This window comes from Pleurocapsa sp. CCALA 161 (genome assembly GCF_003003995.1).
Lineage (GTDB): Bacteria > Cyanobacteriota > Cyanobacteriia > Cyanobacteriales > Xenococcaceae > Waterburya.
The window spans coordinates 1-17,008 of record NZ_PVWF01000101.1 but is presented as its reverse complement, the minus strand read 5'-3'; the positions used below and the strand labels follow the sequence as shown (position 1 = coordinate 17,008).

General features: G+C 41.4%; 11 protein-coding genes. 3 read left to right on the top strand and 8 right to left on the bottom strand.

All coding sequences use genetic code 11. From position 1 onward, the window contains the following. The coding region (locus C7B62_RS19300; protein WP_106240862.1) for a cytosine deaminase at positions 1-1,219 on the bottom strand (1,219 nt) is incomplete at its 3' end. Between the two features lie 328 nt (positions 1,220-1,547). On the opposite strand from C7B62_RS19300, the gene C7B62_RS19295 reads away from it, so the two are divergent. Together C7B62_RS19295 and C7B62_RS19290 are read left to right on the top strand one after the other, a co-directional pair. Beyond that, positions 1,548-2,543, top strand: a complete 996-nt coding sequence (locus C7B62_RS19295) for a Gfo/Idh/MocA family protein (protein ID WP_106240858.1) — start codon at positions 1,548-1,550, stop codon at positions 2,541-2,543. Positions 2,544-2,739: 196 nt separating this feature from the next. Further along, the gene (locus C7B62_RS19290; protein ID WP_106240856.1) at positions 2,740-4,551 is read left to right on the top strand and encodes an aspartate kinase; all 1,812 of its coding nucleotides are present in this window, start codon (positions 2,740-2,742) and stop codon (positions 4,549-4,551) included. Between the two features lie 54 nt (positions 4,552-4,605). Here C7B62_RS19290 and C7B62_RS19285 read toward each other — a convergent pair whose 3' ends face one another. The 4 genes from C7B62_RS19285 to C7B62_RS19270 form a co-directional block, all read right to left on the bottom strand. Beyond that, positions 4,606-6,243, bottom strand: coding sequence for a serine/threonine-protein kinase (locus C7B62_RS19285; protein ID WP_106240853.1), 1,638 nt, complete (start codon positions 6,241-6,243; stop codon positions 4,606-4,608). A gap of 247 nt (positions 6,244-6,490) precedes the next feature. Continuing rightward, positions 6,491-9,055: a DNA topoisomerase (ATP-hydrolyzing) subunit A gene (gene gyrA, locus C7B62_RS19280; RefSeq protein WP_106240851.1), complete on the bottom strand. Its 2,565-nt coding sequence runs from the start codon at positions 9,053-9,055 to the stop codon at positions 6,491-6,493. Positions 9,056-9,255: 200 nt separating this feature from the next. After that, complete coding sequence (locus C7B62_RS19275; RefSeq protein ID WP_106240847.1) at positions 9,256-10,278, bottom strand: glycosyltransferase; 1,023 nt, start codon at positions 10,276-10,278, stop codon at positions 9,256-9,258. 6 nt (positions 10,279-10,284) lie between these two features. Next, on the bottom strand, positions 10,285-11,598 hold the full coding sequence (locus C7B62_RS19270; RefSeq protein WP_233220050.1) for an ATP-binding protein: 1,314 nt from the start codon (positions 11,596-11,598) through the stop codon (positions 10,285-10,287). Positions 11,599-11,882: 284 nt separating this feature from the next. Here C7B62_RS19270 and C7B62_RS19265 point away from each other — a divergent pair, with 284 nt between their 5' ends. Further along, positions 11,883-12,209 (top strand): DUF3155 domain-containing protein, encoded by a 327-nt coding sequence (locus C7B62_RS19265; RefSeq protein WP_106240841.1) that lies wholly within the window; start codon positions 11,883-11,885, stop codon positions 12,207-12,209. Positions 12,210-12,361: 152 nt separating this feature from the next. On the opposite strand, the gene C7B62_RS19260 is transcribed toward C7B62_RS19265, so the two are convergent. The 3 genes from C7B62_RS19260 to C7B62_RS19250 all read right to left on the bottom strand — a co-directional run. Then, positions 12,362-12,883, bottom strand: a complete 522-nt coding sequence (locus tag C7B62_RS19260; protein ID WP_106240838.1) for a cofactor assembly of complex C subunit B — start codon at positions 12,881-12,883, stop codon at positions 12,362-12,364. Positions 12,884-13,024: 141 nt separating this feature from the next. Next, on the bottom strand, positions 13,025-15,391 hold the full coding sequence (locus tag C7B62_RS19255) for a polysaccharide biosynthesis tyrosine autokinase (RefSeq protein ID WP_106240834.1): 2,367 nt from the start codon (positions 15,389-15,391) through the stop codon (positions 13,025-13,027). 106 nt (positions 15,392-15,497) lie between these two features. After that, positions 15,498-17,008, bottom strand: a 1,511-nt coding sequence (locus tag C7B62_RS19250) for a polysaccharide biosynthesis/export family protein (protein WP_106240830.1), incomplete at its 5' end; no start/stop codon positions are given.

Below are 17,008 nucleotides of genomic sequence, written 5' to 3'. Positions count from 1 at the left end.
TGCGGTTATGTTGCGATCGCGCTAATAATTCACTAAAGTAACGAGCAGGAAAGATAATTAGATCTGCTGAATTACCTGGGATTATTTTCCCTAGGGTTAAATTCATGATTCTTGCGGGAATTGTGGTGACGCTGGCAATCCAATCTCCATAAGGTGCATCTAAATGAGCAATTTTCACTGCTTGCTCAAACACTTCCAAGACATCATGATCGCCAAAGCCAAAAAAGGGATCGCGACAATTATCACTAGCAAAAGCTACGGGTACACCCTGCTGTTGTAATTCATGCACTCTAGTTACACCACGCCAATGGGGAGTTGTGGCTAGCTGCCGATCTTGTAGATAGAGATTGCACATGGGCAAACTAACCACGGCAATTTTAGCTTGTTTAACTAGCTCAATCGTTTTATTGACTACATCAGCAGACTGTACCGCTAGACTACAGCAGTGTCCACAGGTAATTTGGTTACTAAAGTCGTGCTTGATTGCAGCTTGAGCTACTTTCTGAAGGCAAATCGAGTCAGGATCGCCATTCTCATCCACATGGAAATCTAAATCCAAGTTTCTTTCTTGAGCTAAAGTAAATACAGTGTCTAATTGAGTTTCTAGATCGGGATTTTGCCAACCCACACCACCTAAAATACCGCCAATCTCAGCAATTTTATCCGCTAAGGATACTCCTGCTGGAGTTTGGTAATAATCTAAGCTCACTAAACTAACCGCTTGGAGAGTGATTTTATCTTGCCAAGCCGACTGCAAACTTTGAAACACCTCCAAACTAATATCTGCTTGTTTACCAGAGGAATCAATATGGGTGCGAATTGCTTGAGTACCATGAGCATAGCTGCACTTAAGCCCAAACTCCATGCGACGATAAACATCTTCTGGTTGCCAATACTTTTCTCGATCAATATTCCCTTGACTCAAAGCCAGGTCAAACGTACCATTTAGGTTAGGCGATCGCTCCCAAATATGACCTTTATCTAAATGAGTGTGGACATCTATTAGGCACGGAAGTAGGATTTGTTGCTGTAAATCTAGACAAGGAATATCTGGTTTGATGGAGTTGGCAATAGTAACTTGTTCGATGTTGCCTTGACTAATTTTGAGATCAACTACACATAAACCTTCTATTGTTGGTTGGGGAAGATTAGGTAAATTGAGCAAACAACTAGGAATATGAGCATTAGTTAACCAATAAGATTCAGCCTCAAAGATCATTTTTCTCGATTGTGTCTAAATTAACTGTAGTTAAGCACCAAAGTAGGGGATAAATGCTTAAATTACGAGAATTATCAGTAATTATTAATTACAGCAATTTTTTCGCTAATTAGCCCACCTTAATCTAGTTAAATACTAGGCACACTTTCTGATCTGTCTTAACTAAGATTTACATTGATGATCTCTATGATAGTATCTGGATGATTCTAGGATTGAAAAAATATCGGTTATACTTATCGATTTATTGGTGAAGGAGTTTGTTTATAAAGTGTATACTAATCTCGATCGGCAGCTAAACAATGCTAAAAACCAGTCGCCCCCACTGAGGATGGGTGTAATTGGTGTAGGTAATATGGGACGACACCACGTTCGCATTCTGAGTTTACTCAAAGACATCGAATTAATTGGTGTATCTGATATCGATTTGGCCAGAGGCATCAAAATTGCCAGTCAATATCAAACTCATTTTTATGAAAATTATGAGGACATGTTACCTGTAGTCGATGCAGTATGTATTGCTGTTCCCACTAAGCTGCATCATGAAGTAGGTGGGCGTTGCCTCAAAGCAGGGGTGCATATCCTGATCGAAAAGCCCATTGCTGCCGACCTTGCCGAGGCGGAATCCCTAGTTAATTTGGCGGCGGAAACAGGGTGTATTTTGCAGGTAGGTCATATTGAAAGGTTCAATCCAGCCTTTAAGGAATTGAGCAAAGTCATTCAGACAGAAAGCATTTTGGCTTTAGAAGCACGTCGTTTAAGTCCCTATAGCGATCGCGCAAACGATGTGTCTGTAGTTTTAGACTTGATGATTCATGATATTGATTTGCTCCTAGAATTATCCGCAGCACCAGTAGTTAAACTCACCGCCAGCGGAAGCACCTCAAGTAATTCGGGCAATTTAGATTATGTTACCGCCAACCTAGGTTTTGCCAATGGTGTGGTAGCAACTCTCACCGCTTCCAAAGTTACTCACCGCAAAATTCGCTGTTTAGCAGCTCACTGTAAAAATTCTCTCATTGAAACTGATTTCCTTACCAACGAAATTTTGATTCACCGTCATCAGTCTAATAGTTTGATTATAGAGCAGCTTCCTTACCAGCGAGACGGTATTACCGAAAAAGTATATACCAGTAATATAGAACCAATTTATGCAGAGATAGAACATTTTGTGAACTGTATTCGTGGAGGAGAACGCCCCTCTGTAGGAGGAGAACAGGCGTTGAAGGCTCTGCGTTTAGCCAGTTTAATTGAGCAAATGGCTCTTGATGGTCAGATTTGGCATGGCGGACAAGAAATTATTTCCCCAACTATGTCGATTATTTAGCTTCTGCTGAATCATTGTAGTAAGTTTAAAACTAGCTAAATACATAAATAATTATTTTCAAGTAGCAAAAAACTCCTGACCCTTTGTTATATCTGTTCCTTAATATTTAAGACATAAGCTTTGATAAATTACTGGCGACTTGTAGTTAATAACTGGTAATATAGGCGATGCCTTTGGTGGGATTGAAATAAAGATTATGGCTTTAGTTATTCAAAAATATGGCGGGACATCTGTTGGTTCAGTAGAACGAATTCAAGCGGTGGCCAAAAGAATCAGTCAAGCCGTGCAGTCAGGAGATAGTGTGGTTGTCGTCGTCTCGGCAATGGGCAAAACCACCGATACTCTGGTTAGGCTAGCCAACGAGATCTCGAATAATCCTAGCAGCCGAGAGATGGATATGCTGCTTTCTACAGGAGAACAAGTCACGATCGCTCTTTTGAGTATGGCGCTACAGGAATTAGGACAATCGGCAATTTCTCTCACGGGAGCGCAGGTGGGGATTGTCACTGAAGCCGAACACAGTCGAGCGAGAATACTTCAAGTCTGTACTGATCGCCTTGAAAGACACCTTCTTAAAGGAGAGGTGGTGGTAGTAGCTGGTTTTCAGGGAGTTAGTAACGGCGAAGATCTGGAAATTACTACTCTTGGTCGCGGTGGCTCTGATACTTCTGCCGTTGCCCTAGCAGCTTCTCTCAAAGCAGACCGCTGCGAGATTTATACCGATGTTCCAGGAATTCTCACCGCCGATCCTCGTCTAGTGCCGACTGCCCAATTGATGTCGGAGATTACCGCAGATGAAATGCTAGAGCTAGCTAGTTTAGGTGCAAAAGTACTTCATCCCCGTGCGGTAGAAATTGCCCGTAATTATGGCATGCCGTTGGTGGTGCTGTCTAGCTGGAGCGATCGCCCTGGTACTAGAGTAGTTTCTCGCTTACCCCAACCCCGCTCGTTACAGGGAATGGAAATTGCTAAAGCGGTGGATGGTGTAGAAGTAGACCGCGACCAGGCAAAAATTGCTCTGTTACGAGTGCCAGATGCTCCTGGAGTAGCAGCCAGTTTATTTGGCGAAATATCAACCCAAAATATTGATGTAGATTTGATTATTCAGTCGATTCACGAAGGAAATACGAATGATATCGCCTTTACTGTGGTTAATCGCGTCCTCAAAGCAGCTTCGGCTGTAGCAGAAGCGATCGCTCCTTCTTGGCGAACTCACCCTAGTCTTACCTCAGAAGCCGAAGTAATAATCGATCGCCAAATTGCCAAGGTGGCTATTTCTGGCGCTGGCATGATTGGTCGCCCTGGAATTGCTGCCAAGATGTTTAAAACCCTCGCCGATGCCCGCATTAACATTCAAATGATCTCAACCTCAGAGGTAAAGGTAAGCTGCGTGATTGACGAAGCAGAATGCGATCGCGCCCTACATCTCCTCTCTCAAGCCTTTGATGTCGATCTGGGTTCTCAAAAAGAAATTACTTCCCGCCCATATCAAGTAAATCAACCTCCCGTTAGGGGTGTGGCGCTTGATACTAATCAAGCTCGAATTGCGATTCGCCATGTTCCCGATACCCCAGGTATGGCTGCGCAAATTTTTACTCTCTTGGCACAAAAAAATATTAGCGTCGATGCCATTATTCAGTCTCAACGCTGCCACATTATCAATGGTCAACCCACTCGTGATATTGCCTTTACCGTGGCACAATCCGATGAGAAGTTAGCCTGCCAGGTAATTAGCGAATTAGATCGCCAGATTAACTGTGGTCAGGTGTCAGGATATAAAGCGATCGCCAAATTAAGTGTCGTTGGTGCTGGCATGATTGGACATCCTGGAGTGGCTGCAAAATTCTTTGCTTCTTTGGCTCGGGAAAATATTAATATTCAAATGATTACTACCTCAGAAATAAAAATTAGCTGTGTTATTGATGAAGTAGATGGCATTAGGGCTCTCCAGGCAGTTCATGAAGCTTTTGGGCTGGGAGGCAAAGAAAAGATCACCATTCCTATTTAATCAAGGTTGAGTGGACTTATGCACAGAAGTCCAAGCAGGCAAATCTATTGCCCATTATCTAGTGATTTCAAAAGATTCAATCATTTCTTCTACTGTAGGCAAATAATCATTGAAGCTCTCTGGTAAAGCAGTATAAGTAATCACGTAGGCTCGATTGTTATTAACTGACCAGGTTTGCATTCTTTGTACAGGATTACCGTTTTCTTCTCCTTGATAGATAATTTGTCGCCCTTCATTTGCGCCCATCGCAACTACTTGAGCTGCTCCAATATTGGGGTCGGAAAGTTGCTTGATTTCTGCCAGGGATTGCTTCGTATACTCAGATAAAGATAGATCCCTTGACAGATCTTCGACTAAAACACTAATTTGCTCTTTGAACTGATCTGTATCATTTTCTAAAGGAGAGAAAAATACTGCTCCTCTGGCTAAAAAGTCGTCTCGGTTTTGCTTTGACCAGCTTTGAGGATAATCGACACGAAAACCCAGGTCGTAATTTTCATACAGCGATAACTCAATTTGTGGTTTAATCTGCTTAACTAAAATCCAACCTCCTACAGCAGTTACCAGTGCCAGTGAGCTTAGCAGTAGTAGAGATAATATCTTTGACTTAGATTTGGAGGACTTGGGGGACTTGGGGGACTTGGTGACTGGTGAGTTAAAGTTTGGTGGAGGAAATTGAACTGAGTTAGTAATTACTGTAGTTTGACCAATAGCTTTTGGTTTAATTGGTGCAGGCTGACTATTAGCAACGGTAGTTGTTGGGTTTGTATTAGCAACAGGTTGAGGTGGTTGAGGTTGGGGTTTAGGGGCGCTTTTGGGAATAATTAGCGTCTTTTTATGGTTATTTTGAGTTGCATCTAGCTGTTTTAAGTCTGACAAAACAGTTTCTGCAGAACTATATCTTTCTTGATGACGATAGCGCACCATTTTATCCAGCAGATCCAGAAACCGAGGCTGATAGTGAACTTGCGGATTGAGTTGACTACGCCAAATAATTTCACCATCATCATCAATAGCAAATTCTCGAGGATGAACTCCTGTTAAGGCTTGAATGGTGATTATCCCTAGAGCGTAAATATCGCTGTAAAACCCAGGACGACCCATTATCTGCTCCATTGGCATATAAGATTTAGTCCCCACTGCCACAGTCTGTTTGATCTGTCCCCCAGCATCAATAATCTGCGTACTTACCTGCTTGACCGAGCCAAAATCAATCAAGATGATCTTATTATCTTGACGACGACGCATCAAATTAGAAGGCTTGAGGTCACGATGAATGACGCTATTTTGTTGGACAATTAGCAATACTTCGAGAACATCTTCTAAAAAAGTTAATGTTTTAGTTTCTGACCAAGGTTGACCAGGCAAAATCTCTTGGCTTAAATCATGCCCTTCAACTAATTCTTGAACCAAGAAAAATTCATGATCCTGTTCAAAATAAGCCAATAATCGAGGAATGCGATCGCAATGACCCAAACGGTTCATGATTTCTGCTTCCCGATTAAATAGCTTACGAGCTATGGTCAAGGCTTGAGGATTCGCTGTTTTAGGTTTAAGCTGTTTGACAACACATTGACTGTCGAAACACTGCCGATCCTGAGCTAGAAAAGTTACTCCCACACCACCTCTTCCCAGTTGACTAACGACGTAATAACGTCCCTGAATAGTTTGTCCTACAAGATTGTTATCCATCGACACAATTGTCTAAAAGAGAGTTCACTAAGACTCCATAATTTTAATCTTTACTTCACCCTTACGGGGGTTAGATTGCTATATCTAACTACATAAACTGCTTTTTCTGCACATATATCTCTAGCATTGTTCGCTCTCCCAAAATTATCTGCCGTATTTTAACTTAAACTGATCTAAGTAAAAAAACAGAGAGAATTTCCCTCTGTTGATAACTTAATTAATAATTACAAGCTATTTATTTAGTTATTTATTCTTTTTCTTCTCCTTCTCCTTCCTCTGCTACCAGAGGAGGAACAGGAGCAACAGCAGCGATCGCATCATCTTTATCTAGCCTTTGAACCCTTACCCCTGTGGCATTACGGGATTGCAAGGAGATAGCATTAACTGCTTGACGAATCATAATACCGCGATTAGTGACAATCATAAGTTCGTCTTCTGGATTGACGATATCGATCGCCACTAGTCGGTCATCATTAGCCTTGAATTTTATCGCTCTAACTCCCATTCCTGCGCGGTTTTGGAGGCGAAATTTACCAATCGGCACTCTCTTCCCATAACCATTTTTGGTAATTGCTAGTAACCAAGGTCCTTGGTCTATCCCTTCATCCACTAATTCTTCGGCGTTGTCATCATCATCCTCGTCATCAAAGCTGGTATCGATCGTTGCCACAATCTGTGAGGGAATGATATCCATGCTAATTAGTTCATCATCACCCTTGAGCTTCATTGATTTGACACCTTTGGTCGATCTACCCAGAGGACGTAGTTGTTGGCTATTGGTTTGAAAGTGGATTGCCATGCCTTTACGTGTACCGATAATCACGCTGTCTTCATTGGTTGCCAAGCGCACCCAGCGCAGTTCATCTTCGTCCTGCAACGAAATTGCAATTAAACCGTTGGCACGAATGTTAGCAAAAGCTGATAAGGCGGTTTTTTTAATATTGCCCTTGCGAGTCAACATAATCAGATACTCATCTTCAGTAAACTCGCTCACCGCAATCATCGAGGTTATTTTCTCTGCTTGGGAAACAGGCAGCATCTGAATAATCGGAATTCCCCTCGCTGTTCGAGAGGTGGCAGGAATTTGATAGGCAGGAAAGGAATAAACCACACCGCGATCGCTAAAAAACATCACCGTATCGTGGTCACAACAGGTCATGAAATGTTCAATCCCGTCATCTTCCTTCATTTTGGCGGCAGCTTTACCTCTAGTGGCGCGGCTTTGAGCTTCAAAAGCACTAACAGGCATCCGTTTGATGTAGCCCTGTTCGGTGAGTAAAATAACTGACTGCTCATTGGCAATTAGGTCTTTGTCTAATAAATCTCCTTCTCCCTGAACAATCTCAGTGCGACGAGGGGTCGCGTGAACGTTTCTAATCGTAGTCAGTTCCGACTCAATAATTTCTTCGATCCGCTCTTTGCGCGCCAAAATATCGTTGAGATCGGCAATCTGGGTTTGCAGATCTTCATGTTCTGCCTGAATTTTTTCTGCTTCTAAAGCCGTTAAACGGCGCAGCTGCATTTGCAAGATAGCATCGGCTTGAGTTTGAGACAGCCCAAATCCTTCCACTAGCTCGTTTTTGGCGGTAGCAGTATCGGCTGCCCCACGAATTAAGCCGATAATTGCATCAATGTTTTCTAGGGCAATTAATAAACCCTGTAGTAAGTGATCCCTTTCTTCTGCTTTGCGTAACTGGTAACGAGTTCTTCTCGTGATCGCCTCAACGCGAAATTCTAGAAATACTTCAAGAAAGCGACGAATTGTCAATAGTTGAGGATCGTTGTTGACCAACGCCAACATATTTGCCCCAAAATTACTTTGAACCGCAGTTTGCTTATAAAGGTTGTTGAGGACAACGCGGGGATAAGCATCCCGCTTAAGTTCAATCACGATGCGCATTCCTGTGCGATCGCTTTCATCACGAATATCAGAAATTCCGTCAATCCGCTTGTCGTTAACCAAGTCGGCAATTTTTTCAATGAGGGAAGCTTTATTGGTTTGATAAGGAAGCTGAGTAATAATGATTGCTTCTTTATCTGCTCTGCCTCGCTGTTGCAGAGTTTCAATCTCGGCTACCCCCCGCATAGTAATTGAGCCTCGACCCGTGGTATAGGCTTCTCTAATGCCAGATCTGCCAATGATTTGTCCCCCTGTGGGAAAATCGGGTCCTTGGATATACTGCATCAAATCGAGATCGCTAATCTCTGGATTTTGAATCAGGGCGATCGCTCCATCGATCACCTCCCCTAAATTATGGGGCGGAATGTTAGTTGCCATCCCCACAGCAATCCCTGAAGAACCATTCAGCAGCAATTGGGGAATTCTGGCGGGGAGAACGACAGGCTCTTGCTGCGAGCCATCAAAGTTATCGGCAAAATCTACAGTCTCGGCTTCGATATCTCGCAAAAGAGAATCTGTTGCTAAAGCCTGCAAACGACACTCTGTATAACGCATCGCTGCGGGAGGATCGTTATCGATTGAACCAAAGTTACCGTGTCCGTTGATTAAAGGATTTCTCATGGAAAAATCCTGCGCCATTCTGACTAAAGCATCATAGACAGCAGTATCACCATGAGGATGATATTTACCTAATACTTCCCCGACAACACGGGCGCATTTACGAAATGGTCTATCTGGGGTTAGTCCAAGCTCATACATTGCGTATAGAATGCGACGATGAACTGGTTTTAGACCATCCCTAGCATCGGGCAACGCCCTGCCGACAATTACGCTCATCGCATATTCCAAATAGGAACGCGACATTTCGTTACTTAGATCAGTGGGGATAATCCTTTCCTGGGAAGTGGTCATACTGTGAAAAACTCCAAATATATGCAATAATTTGGATTAATGGCTGATAAACTCTACAAGCTTCTTTTTTACAGCCAGTAAAGCCTAAAATAGTCGCATTTTATCTTAATATTTTAGCACATTTTGACTCCAATTGCTGAGACAAAAAGCTTGCTACAGCTAGCACACAAGTCTTTAACTAGCAGAGCGATGCTAAAGATCTACTTTGGACTGAGTTTTCGCTGTAATTTACCCCAAAATTGTTGAATTTTTAACTTTTGAATTCGCCGAGAATCTAAATTTTCGATTTTAGTTTTTAGGTGTGGTTGCTCGTCAAAAAACTGATTTATTTCAGTCAAAATCACTTGTAGTTTAGCAATTAGGCGATCGCTGCGATATTCGCCCCAAGAATCTGGAGAATCTGGTTCTGAGTTGGATAGTTGCAATACCTGTTTAATTCTTTTTAGGTCATACTCTAAAGCATATCCTGCAATCTTGTGGCAGTTGAACCCAGGATCGAGATAGTCAGCTAGCCCATGATTAACGCTAGAAAATACTTGACAACCACAGGCTAAAGCTTCCAACGGGGGTAAACCAAAGCCTTCGGTAACACCGCTAGTTGCCCAATATTCTGCGGAGTCATAAAGATAGATTTTGCTGCGGTTAAATAACCCTGCTAAATCACGAACATAACTGTCGATAATTTCTACTCTATACAAATCCTGTAAAGCGGGAATTAACTGTTGCAGCAGATATTCTGAAGATTTGCGCGTCTGTACCAAAATATCGATGTCTCTTGTTTGCTGAAGATTACAAAACTCGTCGCTAATTTGGTTGGGTAAATAGTAAATTAAGCTACTCGTCGCTTTTTCACCCCAGTAACCCATTGTGTTGCGACTGACGGTAATAATCGGCACATCAGGAGGAAGAGAAAACCCGTAGTTGGTGCTATGAGCATGATAAACTACATTTTGCCTTGAAAGCTGAGTGATAATCTTGGGTGCATCAAAACCCCAGCCAATGATAAATATTGCTGATTGGCGATTAGGCTTGCCCCGTGCTTCGGGATCGCTATCAGGTAAAATATCGGCTAAAAAAGCCTGCTCTGATTCTCGCTGCCGATAGGTAACTATTTCTGCCTCACAAATTTGTTGCGCTAATTTACAAGTATTCAATTCTGCCCATAAACCTCCCCCGCCAAACTTTCCTGTTGTTCCTGGCACTAAAAAATAGAGTTTTCGCATCAGTTTTCAATTATCAATTTTTGCTGGTAGCCCACTGATACTAGGTAGCCAGACAATAAAGGTAGTACCAGGGCTATCTTTTGACAAATTATTGGGACTAATCAATTCAATTTCACCGCGCATTTTAAGCGCTAACTCTTGAGCGATCGCCAGTCCTAAGCCTGTCCCCGTAATATCCCCTTGAGCCTGAACTCCTCGATAATGTCGCTCAAAAATACGTTCTTGATCGGCAAAAGGAATCCCCACACCTGTATCCTGAACTGCAATACCTAACATTTTGTCCCGACTCATGGCTAGATCGAGATGCACTTTTCCCCCTGAAGCTGTGTACTTTAAAGCATTATCTAGTAAATTATTAAAAATTTCTCTCAGGGCAGCTAAATCCCCTATTACTGACGGAATAATTGCGGGTAGGTGATTAACTAACTCAATGTTTCTTTCAAGAGCGATCGCACTAGCCGTAATTAATAATGGTTCAATAATTTGTTTCAAATCTACAGGATGTAATTCGGCAGTCGAACTAGGCAACAAAAAACTACTCTGGTCAATATTTCTCTGTTTAGTTTCCAATAAAGGCAAAGAATTATTAACGCGATTAATTTTAGGCAGTTGCTCTGATTCGGCTTCAAACTGTTCTAATAGAGCCTCAAAGCGATCGCTTTGAGCTAAAATACTTTCTACTAGTTTACCATTAGAATCGCTAGGTAAAATACGCTTGAGAAGCAGTCTGCCAAAGGTGCGCAGAGCAGTTAAGGGATTTCTGAGTTGATGCACCAGATTATCAAGGCGGTCGTGTTCAATTTGCCTTAAATTTTCTTGTTGTAATAGTTCATTCCGTGTCCAACCATACTGAAGCTCAATAAAACGGGCAATGGCAATTGTTCGTGCAATCTCTTCTGCTTGTTGATGCTCATGGGGTTGCCATTCTCGATCCTCTCGTCCAGTCACGAGCAAACCCATAAAAGTTTCTTGGTGGATTAAGGGGAAAATTAATTGCTTGGTTTTAGCCACTTCTAGCTGCCAATTATCTGCCTTTTGAGTTTCTATCTGACTCGTTAAATAGTCTGGTAACAATTGAGCAATAAAATACGACTGAGATGCTTGCCAAATTTCAGCTAGCTTAATCGGTGGTAATTCCCAAAAACCTTGGTTTCCCTCTTGAGGATAGATAACAAAAGGAAACAGTTGAGTTTGTTCATCTTCACTGATGTTCTCAGCTAAATAGATCACACTCCAAACCGCACCTAGACCATGAGATAGCAAAGAGAGCTGGGATTGACAGAGAGTGGTAAATTCAGGACTGGAAATATGATTGTTCAATACTAGTGCTTCACGAACTAAAATTCACTACAAGTTTGAGCTTAAATCGGTAAAACAGGCGCAAACCTAGTCTCTATTTCATGTTTTTTCAAGGATACTGCTTAATGTTTTCTTATCTTAAAATAAGTAACATTATGTTATTCTACTTGTTTTCTAAATTTGATTTTCTCTAGGTAATTCCTCTAATAGGGAGTTGATTTTTTTTGTTCATTACGATACAATAGCACTATGAATAGTAACTAATAACACAATATTTAGTAAACAAATTTTAGGAGGTAAAAGGGTTGGCAAGGAAACGCAAACGCAAAAGCCGTCGTCGTCAAGAAGGTCGGAAGATTTTAGAAATTGTACCTCAGCATCACATAGAAAGCGGTGATGAAAAACCCGTCACTGCTGCTCGTAATCATATCGCCTCCCTTGGAATCCAGCCTCCAGCAGTCTTAGTGGTCAAGCGAAACGAACACACCACAGATCGCTATTTTTGGGCAGAAAAAGGGCTGTTTGGCGCTCAGTATGTTGAAGAAAATCATTTTCTGTTCCCCAGCCTACAGTCAATCGATCTTCAAGATTGGGAAGGCGACAAGGTGGTCGCGACAGCTACTACCCACTAGATTTTTTATCTTAAACTTAAATAAAAAATCTAACAATAAAAAATTAATAAAAATCTAACTTTAAAGAGAGAGAATCCGCTTCCCTCTCTTTTTACTGTGAAGATTGTGCTTATTTTTACCAGCTCTGCTATACATACATATACCATATACCATCAATCTAAAATCTTCACAGCTAGGTTTTCTTGTAGCTGAATTAATTCATCCCGATGAGCAGTAACTCTAACTAGGTTTGGGCGATCGCTTCTTGCTATGACCTGGAGCATTATATTTTCCCAACGACCAGCTTTTTGCCAATAGAATACTCCAGCTAAGGGAGCAATCAAAAGTAATAGCCAAGCAAAACGATTAAAATCTGGAAAAAGCAGTAAGAGAACCAAAATTAAGCACGATAAGCCGATGATGGCTAATAAGCTGAGGAGAATAGCCAAGAAAAGACTTGGTTGTACATATCCTTTAAATGCCACTTGTTTAGTTTCGGGATCGACGGAGGTTAACTGGTAGGCTCTAGCTTCAAAATATTCCTGCAACTTTTTGATTAAAACATCTTCCGACTCAGCAGGAAGCAATTGAATTTGTTTAGTACGATCTTTAACAGAAGCGCGAATAAAGAAAAACAAACCGATCATCATCAGCAGAGTTAGAAAGAAGGTAGAAGAGATAACTGGCAAGTTCACGCTGGTTGGATTTGTTTATTTTTATGATGACTTTAATCTAATAATATATAACAATTTATACCTACCTCTAAGAGGTATTGAAAAAATTCGCTATTTAATTAGTTAATTTTGCTTGCTATGTCCATCGATGCAAAGGCTAAGTTACTTACGATCAGCATAATAATGACTGTAATAGTGATAGGAGTTAGTTGTATGGTTGACATGATTGGCAATTACCCCTAATACTGGAACATTCGACATCTGGATGTTTTCAATATTTTGCTTGAGCAAAGAGCGATCGGTTTTCCCAATTCTTACCACTAACACAATGCCATCAGTACGATTTGACAAAATTCTACCGTCGGCAAATCCTAAAATAGGAGGAGTATCGTAAATAATCAGATCGTATTGGCGACTGCTTTTCAAACGCTCCATTAAAGCAAACATCTTTTGTGAAGAAAGCAGTCGAGTTGGATCAGGAGGAATATCTCCCGCCGTAATGACTGATAAATTGTCCCATTGAGGAACTTTAATGATTGCTTCTTCCACATCTAATCCAGTGGCTAAAACATTACTCAATCCCTGCTGATTTTCGATACCTAGCCAGCGATGAACCTGAGGACGGCGTAAATCTGCATCAATCAGCATTACTCTTTGTCCCATCGTTGCTGCTGCTTGAGCTAGATGAGAAGAAACAGTCGATTTCCCTTCAGAAGGAATAGAAGAGCTAATTACAAAAGAACGTAAAGAAGTATCAGAACCTAAAAGTTTGATATTGGTGTTGAGAGAACGAAAAGACTCCAAAAAAGGAGAACTAATATTCCATTTCTGTCTATTATCTAGAGGATTTGTTGGAGTTGAATTAATGGAGCGATTGAGATTCAAGATTGTATTCCCAATTTGTAGCTGAGGCAAACTAATTTTTTCTTTTTTAGGTGCTGTTGCCAGTTCATCAGCTTCATCAGCAGGATGGAGATCTTTTTGAACGGGAATAAGACCCAAAAGAGGTAAATTAATGCTCTGTTTTAATTCTTCTGGCGAATGAAATACTGGATCGAGCCGTTCGGCAAAGAGCGCTGCTGCACAGCCGAGCATCAAGCCTGAGAGCAAGCCTAAAGCGATATTTTGCGGAATCTTGGGTGAGACAGGGTCAAGCCATACTTTTGGAGGAGAAATGGTTTGCCAGGGAAGAGCTTGTTGTGCCACCTGTAGCTGTAGCTCTTCTTTAGCAGTTAAAAATCGATTTAAACTTTCGGTAGCAACGACCAATTGACGATTAAGATCGGTGTATTGACGAGCAATTACCGGCATCTGCTTAGTTAAATCGTTAAGTTTGGCAATTTCATCTTGTAAAACTCGTTCTCTTAGCTGTAAAATTTCGATTTTATTAGCTGAATCAATATATTCCTGGTTTAGTTTTAAGCGTAAACTACTGGGAGAAGTAAGGTTAGAGGAATTATCAACTGAACCCGCCAAATTTTGTCCTAAAACACCACCAGCTTCTTGCTGTAGCAAAGCAAGTAAACGAGTTCGCTTTTCTTGTAAATTCTGGATTACTGGATTTGCAGCGGAAAAACGCGATGATTCTTGAGCTAAGTCGATCTCAATTTTCTGTAACTCATTAAGTAAATTTTGATATCGAGGAGATTCACTCAAGTAGCTTGCAGCTAAAGCTTGTTGCGGATTCAAGTTTAATTGCTTCTGCAATAGACTATAGGAAGATCTAGTTTCTTTTAGTTGAGCTTGAGTATCAAAATACTTCAACTCAAAATTAACTCGCTGTTGTGCCAGAATCTGAGCCTGCTTTTCTGGATCGAGCAGATTATATTGCTGGCGAAATGTTTGTAATTTACCCTGCAATTGATTGACCCTAGCTCTCACCCCTGGTAACTGACTTTCCACAAAATCAATACCTTGCTTTGCTTTGGCTCTTTTATCATCAAGAGAATAACTTAGGTAAGCTGCCGCTAATTTGTCCAGGACAAATTGAATCTTCTCTGGGTCATGATCGATAAAAGATACCTCTAAAATTTTGGTTTCATCTAATTGCTCAATCTTTAAAGGAGATCTTTTGGGCTTAATTAATTCTTCATAATTAATTTCGGCATATTTGGCGACCAGCTCTTTAATGATCGGATTTAAAACCCGAGGACTACGTAATACTTCAATTTGAGTGTCGTAATCTAAGCCACCGAGATCTGGCTGCAATGCAGCCAAAGGATCTTCTTGTTCCTTGGCTACAGGCTCTACCAACAGTTGAAAACTACCCTGATATTTTGCTTTCTGATTTAAAGTGATAATTGCTGTTGTTATAGTTACCCCAGCAACCACAGCACTAATTAAACGTAAACGATGTTTAACCATGCTGAACAGTTGACGTAGATCGATACTATCTCCTTCGGCTTCCGCTACTTTAGAAACAGGGAAGGAATAGGAATAAGTGCTATTGCCATTTTTATGGCTAACTCCCTTGCCGTTTTGATCTTTTAAAGGAAGATATGTAGAGCGATCTGGACTTCTATCGGGCATTATTTTTTCAATCCTCACAACACGGATTATGTCAAATTGGTTGCATAGTAACCCATTGTCCTGACAAATTGATCAGAACCATGGGTGACAATATCATGATTTATGTCTAGAAAATGGCATTAAATAAGCCAAATAACCCCCCAAGAGGACTAGTAATTTTGCCAAGGCTGTCAGTAGCAGAGGTACTACCAGAGCGACCGACAACTACGACATCGTTTTGATTCAAAACAGGGTTAGTTTCTTCATTAACTTCTGCACCAAGGTCGATCTTGATTTGACGTTTATCAACTGTACCATTAGGTTTGAGGCTAACCAGTTCGACTTCATTGCTATTAGCACGCTGAGCATCAAATCCCCCAGCAGCTAAAATTGCTTGGTTAAGTGGAGTATTAGGCTTTACCTGTACTGGTCCTGGAGTAACAACTTCACCGACCACATTGACGGTAATTTCATCTGGTGAAACAGTACTTGCAGCTATTTCTTGTCTTTCTGCTTCAGTCAAGGCGGTGGCTTGGGGAATGATAATTTTATCTCCTTCCTGCAAGATAATGTCTTGGCTGGTATCTCCAGATTGAATAACGTCCCACAGATTTACGGCAATAATTTTTTCTTCACCATTCCAGGCGGTCCGCTTAATCTGAACATCTTTAATATCAGCTAAAGGTTTAATTCCGCTAGCAGCACTTATGGCTTGGGAAAGTCTAGGGGGAATAGACTCTTGCTTACCCTGGTTTGCTCCATTGTTATTATTTCGACCTAATAACTCAGGCTGAATGAAGTGAGATCCTGGACGATATATTTCGCCCACTACCGCTACTTTGATTGGTTTATCGGACTGTAGACCAAAGCTTGCCTGAGCCAATCTATCTAACTCGGTAGTATTAATCTTGGCAGTGGTAGGAACAAAAATCGTGTCCCCATCTCGCAAAGAAATATCTTGCCTGATTTGATTTTTGGTTAACAGATCCCAAAGATTGGAGTTATAGGTAACTTCTTTACCCTTGCCACCATTGCTTCTGGTTACTCTAACATTGCGTACATCGGCAATCGTAGTAATACCACCAGCCTGCTCTAATAGATCTGTAACGGTAGGGAACTGAGGGTCATCAGCAGTAAGAGTTACCTCATAAGCACCAGGGTTATCTACTTCTCCGGCAATACCAATTCTCAGAGGGCGAGGTGCGACTAAACCGACAGTAATAATTGGTCTTTTGAGGTAAGTTGCATACTTTTTAGAAACTACTTCAGATGTTTCTTTGAGGCTTAAACCCCTCACGTCAACTCTACCAACTAGAGGGAGGCTAATAGTGCCATCAACTAAAACAGGATATTCGCCACTGTACTCGGCAACCTGGAAAATATCTAGCTTAATCTGATCTCCTGCCCCAAGAGTGTAGTCGGTTTCGTCGGTGGCAAAACTTGTATTTGCTGGTGGCAGAGGATCAATTCCTTGTGTGGGGTTAGAGCTAGGAAATTGCGAGTTGTCTAAAGGAGGTAAGTCTTTATAATTAACTTGAGGCTGTTTGGAAGCTGGTTCTACTTGAGAATCTGAACCCGTATCTTGCAATTCAATAGTATTATTTTGTGCCATTGCGGGAGCAGATGCCAGTGTTAAAC